Raw genomic sequence first — 5,385 nt, forward strand, 5'->3', positions numbered from 1 at the left:
TCGAGTGCGGCCGCGGTGATCTGGTGGTCCTCGACGCGGATCCACGGACCGGGGCGCGCTTCCCCCGCTCGACCGTGATCTACGCCTGGGTGCTCGGCGGTCCAGGGTTCCCTCACCGCGCGGCCATGCGTCAGAGTGAGCGGATGACCACCACCTCCCTGGAGGCGCCGACTCGGCGTCTCGGCCTCATCGCGCTCATCGCGACCCTCGGCGGCCTCCTCTTCGGCTACGACACCGGCGTCATCAACGGCGCCCTGGAGCCGATGTCGGCCGAGCTGGGCCTCACCGCGCTGACCGAGGGGGTCGTCACGAGCTCTCTCCTCTTCGCCGCCGCGGTCGGCGCGATCTCGGGCGGACGCCTCGCCGACGCCCTCGGCAGGCGGACCACGATCCGCCTGCTCGCCGTGCTCTTCCTCGTCGGCGCCCTCGTCTGCGTGGTGGCGCCGGGCTTCGGCGTGATGGTCCTCGGGCGGGCGGTCCTCGGACTGGCCGTCGGCGGCGCCTCGGTGGTCGTGCCGATCTACCTCTCCGAGATCTCCCCCTCCGAGATCCGCGGCTCGCTCGCCGGCCGCAACGAGCTGATGATCGTGATCGGCCAGCTCGCCGCCTTCGTGGCCAACGCCGTCATCGGCACCGTCTGGGGCGAGCTGCCCGGCGTCTGGCGGATCATGCTCGCCGTCGCCGCGCTCCCCGCCGCCGCGCTCCTGCTCGGCATGACCCGGGTCCCGGAGTCGCCGCGCTGGCTGATCGCGCACGGCCGCCGCGACGAGGCGCTCGGCGTGCTCACCACCATCCGCACGCCCGACCGGGCCCACGCGGAGGCGGAGACCATCGCCCGCTCGATCGGCGCGAAAGACGGCCCGAGGATCCCCCTGCTGCAGGCGCTGCGCGAGCGCTGGGCGGTGCGCATCCTGCTGGTGGGCATCGGGATCGGAGTCGCCCAGCAGCTCACCGGCATCAACTCGATCATGTACTACGGCCAGTCGGTGCTGAAGGAGGCGGGCTTCGACCACGACGGCGCGCTCGTCGCCAACATCGCGCCCGGGGCGATCGCCGTGATCGGTGGCCTGATCGGGCTGCGGCTCATGCAGACGATGAACCGCCGCACGACCCTCCTGCTCGGCTACTCCCTGACCACCGCGATGCACTTCCTGATCGGCATCGCCTCCGTCGCGCTCCCCGTGGGGAACCCGGCGCGGCCGTACGTGATCCTGGTGCTGGTCGTCGCGTTCGTGGGGAGCATGCAGACGTTCCTCAACATCGTCACCTGGGTGATGCTGTCCGAGATCTTCCCGCTGCGGATCCGCGGCGTCGGCGTCGGCATCGCGATCTTCTGCCACTGGATCACGAACGCGGTGCTCGGCCTGTTCTTCCCCACCCTCGTCTCCGGCGTCGGCATCACCGGAACGTTCTTCCTGTTCGGCGCCGTCGGCGTGCTCGCGCTCGTCTTCATCTGGAAGCGCGTGCCCGAGACCCGCGGCCGCGCCCTCGAGGAGGTCGAGGCCGGCGTCGTCTCGGGCGAGCTCCTGCGCCGCTGACGCCCGCCTCCGGGATCCGCCTACTGGTAGGTGACGAGGTCGGGGAGGGGGCGGACCTCGGCCATCGTCTCGGCGGGGGTGAGCATGGGCGTGTCCTCGTCGTAGAAGTTCTTCCAGCCCCAGGCGATGCCCTCGGGGGCGCCCTCGTGCAGCGCGTCCCAGGTCGCCTGCTTGTCGGGCTGCGAGCCCTGGCCGTCGACGTGGATGAGGAACTCCAGCTCGGGCCGGTCGCGACGGATGCTGTCGCGGTCCTGCAGCATCGACAGCCGGAACTGGTGCAGCACGAACATCTTCGGCGGCAGCCCCTCGCTCTGCACCAGGTCGGCCAGCCACTCCGACACGCTGTCGACCTCGGCGGCCGAGACGCGCCCGATCTGCTCCAGCGGCTTCTGGCCGGGCAGCAGGCGCCACTCCGGGTCGAGCGCGAGGCCGACGTTGGGCAGCGTCAGCAGGTCCGCGTACTGCTTGGCCTGGGTGAGGAAGTCGGTCAGCCCCGACTGCAGGTCGAGCACCACGTACATCCCGGCGGCCTGCGCCGCGTCGATGTAGGGGCGGATGTCGGCGGCGTCGAGCTCGTTGGAGTAGTCGCCGTCCTTGCCGGGGTCGCCCGCCGCGACTGTGGTGATGATCTCGAGGCTCGGCACGACCTGCTTGTCGGTGAGCGCCCGGTACGGCTCGGCCACAGCCTCCGCCCGCGCGATCGTGGGCTCGAGGCCCTGCTCCCCCAGCACGCCGAGGACGGGAGCGCCCGGAGTGCCGTAGATCGCGACGAAGAGGTGCCCGCCGAACATCCGCTGGCCGCCGCCCGGCAGCTGCCAGCCGCTCGCGGCCGCGCGCACGGCCCACTCGGGCTCGGGCTGGGCGGCGAGCACGGGGCCGAGCAGCAGCGTGCAGGAGGCGTCGGCCTCGGCGATCGCGGTCACGGCACCGCCCGAGGCGAGCAGGTCGTCGCCGTCGACCACGGTGACGGGCACGCCGGCCGCGCGGGCGGTCGCCAGAGCGGCGACGTCGGCGTCCTGCGCGCGGGCGAGGGCGTGCAGGCCGGTCAGGGCGTCGGCCCGGGCCGGGAGGGCGCCGAAGGGAGCGTCGGAGGCGGTGGACGGCGCGGCGGCGGCGAGGGCGGCGAGCGCCAGGTCGGTCACGGTCACGCCGGACGCGGCGCTGAGGGCGGCCGCGTCGGAGTCGGAGGCGACGACGTCGACGCCCTCGGGCGCGGTGACGTCGCCGATCGCGAGCACGCGGGTCACGCCGAGGCGGGCGAACTCGGCGGTGAGGGCGTCGGAGGTCCGAGCGGCGGAGGACGGAGCGGCGGACGGGGTCGCGGAGTCGGACGGCGTCGCCGAGTCCGACGGCGTCGCGGAGTCGGACGGCGTCTCGGAAGCCGTGGATCCCACGGCCGCGGCGTCCGCGGTCGGGGCGGCCGTCGCTCCGGTTCCCGCCGAGCCGACCAGCAGCGGCACGCCCCAGGCGATGCTCACCTGGGCGGCGCGCAGGCGGGACTCGGCGACGTCCTCGACCAGGACGACCAGCGGAGCCGCGGCGAACAGGGCCGCGCTCGCGGCGAGCGCGTCCGGGGCGAGCGCCACCGGCCCGCTCGGAGCGGCGGTGCGGGTGCGGGGCGCCTCCTGCTGGGCGTCGTCCGGAGCGGAGGAGTCGGGCGTGCAGGCGCTGAGCAGCGGGAGCACCGCGAGACCGCCGATCACGACGCTGCGGCGCGAGAGCCCGGAGCGGGAGGGGACGGAACGGGGTGTCGAGGGCATGGCAGGCCTCTCCTCTCGGAGCCCGATCGGGGCTCTCTGGTGCGTGGCTGGTCCTCTCGACTATCGCAGGCCCGGCGGCGGCGAGCGCCGAGGGAGCCGTCCCGGGCGCGCCTCCGACGCCGTCCGGACAGGCAGAAGGGGAGCGGCGCCGCAGCTCCGCTCCCCTCCGAGTGGGTGGATCAGACCGTGCGGGGGGCCTTCGCGAGGTTGGCCTCGAGCTCCTCGCGGTTCTGCCGCACCACGTAGGCGGGGCGGTCGCGCTCGACGCGCCACGACTCGCTCAGCGGCGTGATCGCGACGGTGTCGAAGCCGATCCGGTCGTAGAGGTCGGTCACGAAGTGGATCGCCTCGGGGTAGTCGCTCGACGTCGCGAGGGCACGGCGGTCGGGCGTGCCGGCCGGGGTGCCGTCGGTGGTGATGTCGGCGGCCATGATGTGGTTGAACGCCTTGACGACCTTCGACTCCGGGAGGTGCTGCTGGAGCATCTCGCTGGTCGTGGTCTCGCCCTTGTCGAGCGCCTCGATGCGGCCGTCGCGCTCGAAGTAGTAGTTGTTCGTGTCGAGGACGATCTTGCCGGCGAGCGGGGCGACCGGCACCTCCTCGAGGTTCTTCAGCGGCACCGTCACCACGGCGATCTCGGCGGCCTCGGCCGCCTCCTGTGCCGTGGCGGCGCGGGCCTTCGGGCCGAGCTCCGCGATGAGGTCGGCGAGGGTCTCGGGGCCGCGCGAGTTCGCGATGACCACCTCGTCCCCGAGGGCGATGACCGCCCGTGCGACCTGGCTGCCGATGTTGCCTGCTCCGATGATTCCGTACGTCGTCATGCTGAGGAGAACGCGGAGGGTGCCCAGGCATTCCGCTCTGCGGCGTTCTCCCACGCCGCACCCAGGTGGGCCCGTCCCTCCAGTAGCCTCGGTCCTCGGGCGCCGCTGCCCGAGAAGGAGTCCGTGATGCCGCAGTACGACCTCCCGCTCGACCTCCTCGAGCAGTACGCCCCCGAGATCGCCGAGCCCGCCGGGTTCGCCGAGTTCTGGCGCGACACGATCGCCGAGGCGAGGGCCGTCGCGACCGAGCCGCGCCTCGAGCGGGTCGACGCCGGCTTCGGACTGCTCGACACCTTCGACGTCACCTACTCCGGCTTCGGCGGCCACCCGATCCGCGCGTGGCTGATCCTCCCCCGCGGCGTCGAGGGCCCCCTCCCCGGGCTCGTGACCTTCATCGGCTACGGAGGCGGCCGCGGGCAGCTCGCGGAGTGGACCGCGATGTCGGCCGCCGGCTACGCGCACCTGGTCATGGACACCCGCGGCCAGGGGTCCGGGCACCGCTCGGGAGCGACGCCCGACCCGGTCGGCAGCGGGCCGCACGTCTCCGGCTTCATGACGCAGGGCATCGAGTCGCCCGCGGAGCACTTCTACCGCCGCGTCTTCACCGACGCCGTCCGCGCGCTCGACGTGCTGCGGGCGCACCCCGCGGTCGACGCCTCCCGCGTGGCCGTCTCGGGCGGCAGCCAGGGAGGCGGGATCGCCCTGGCCGTCACGGGGATCCTGGGCCTGCTCGGCGAGTCGGAGTCGGCGCGTGCCGCGATCGTCGACGTGCCGTTCCTCTCCCACATCCCGCACGCCGTGCGGCTGGTCGACACGATGCCGTACGGCGAGATCGTGCAGTACCTGCACACCCACCGCGGCGCCGAGGCGCGCGTGTTCGACACCCTCTCGTACTTCGACGGCACCTCCTTCGCCCCCTACGCGCAGTCCCCCGCCCTGTTCTCGGTGGCGCTCCGCGACGACATCTGCCCGCCGTCCACCGTCTACGCCTCCTACAACCGCTACGCCGGACCCCGCGAGATCCGCGTCTACCCCTTCAACGGCCACGAGGGCGGCGAGGCGTTCCAGATCGGCGAGCACGTGCGCTTCCTGGGGCGCGAGCTGGCCTGACGCCGCCCCGGATCTCGTGAGATCTCGCGAGACGTGCCGCTACGGACGAGATCGCGCCGCACGGCACGGCACCTCGTCCGCAGGGGACCACCTCGAGAGGCTCCCCGCTCTCGACGGGCGTCGCTTTGTGACGCCGTGCGTCGCGCTCGGTACCCG

General features: G+C 73.3%; 4 protein-coding genes. 2 read left to right on the plus strand and 2 right to left on the minus strand.

Features of this window, described 5'->3' with window-relative positions; all coding sequences use genetic code 11:
• The first annotated feature begins 143 nt into the window (after positions 1-143).
• The gene (locus C5C27_RS16420) at positions 144-1,538 is read left to right on the plus strand and encodes a sugar porter family MFS transporter (protein ID WP_258062814.1); all 1,395 of its coding nucleotides are present in this window, start codon (positions 144-146) and stop codon (positions 1,536-1,538) included.
• Positions 1,539-1,558: 20 nt separating this feature from the next.
• On the opposite strand, the gene C5C27_RS16425 is transcribed toward C5C27_RS16420, so the two are convergent.
• Both C5C27_RS16425 and C5C27_RS16430 read right to left on the minus strand, forming a co-directional pair.
• Positions 1,559-3,298: a hypothetical protein gene (locus C5C27_RS16425; protein ID WP_104314935.1), complete on the minus strand. Its 1,740-nt coding sequence runs from the start codon at positions 3,296-3,298 to the stop codon at positions 1,559-1,561.
• Positions 3,299-3,477: 179 nt separating this feature from the next.
• Positions 3,478-4,119: an NADPH-dependent F420 reductase gene (locus tag C5C27_RS16430; protein WP_104227021.1), complete on the minus strand. Its 642-nt coding sequence runs from the start codon at positions 4,117-4,119 to the stop codon at positions 3,478-3,480.
• A gap of 126 nt (positions 4,120-4,245) precedes the next feature.
• Between C5C27_RS16430 and C5C27_RS16435 the strand changes: the two genes are divergently transcribed.
• On the plus strand, positions 4,246-5,229 hold the full coding sequence (locus C5C27_RS16435) for an acetylxylan esterase (protein WP_104222380.1): 984 nt from the start codon (positions 4,246-4,248) through the stop codon (positions 5,227-5,229).
• The last annotated feature ends 156 nt before the right edge of the window (positions 5,230-5,385 follow it).

This window comes from Rathayibacter sp. AY2B7 (assembly GCF_002931635.1).
In the GTDB taxonomy this organism is placed as follows: Bacteria; Actinomycetota; Actinomycetes; order Actinomycetales; family Microbacteriaceae; genus Rathayibacter.

Excerpts from the sequence above, each read along its gene's own strand:
- C5C27_RS16435 (WP_104222380.1), top strand. The coding sequence starts at position 4,246 with ATGCCGCAGTACGACCTCCCGCTCGACCTCCTCGAGCAGTACGCCCCC.
- C5C27_RS16425 (WP_104314935.1), bottom strand. The coding sequence starts at position 3,298 with ATGCCCTCGACACCCCGTTCCGTCCCCTCCCGCTCCGGGCTCTCGCGC.
- C5C27_RS16420 (WP_258062814.1), top strand. The coding sequence starts at position 144 with ATGACCACCACCTCCCTGGAGGCGCCGACTCGGCGTCTCGGCCTCATC.
- C5C27_RS16430 (WP_104227021.1), bottom strand. The coding sequence starts at position 4,119 with ATGACGACGTACGGAATCATCGGAGCAGGCAACATCGGCAGCCAGGTC.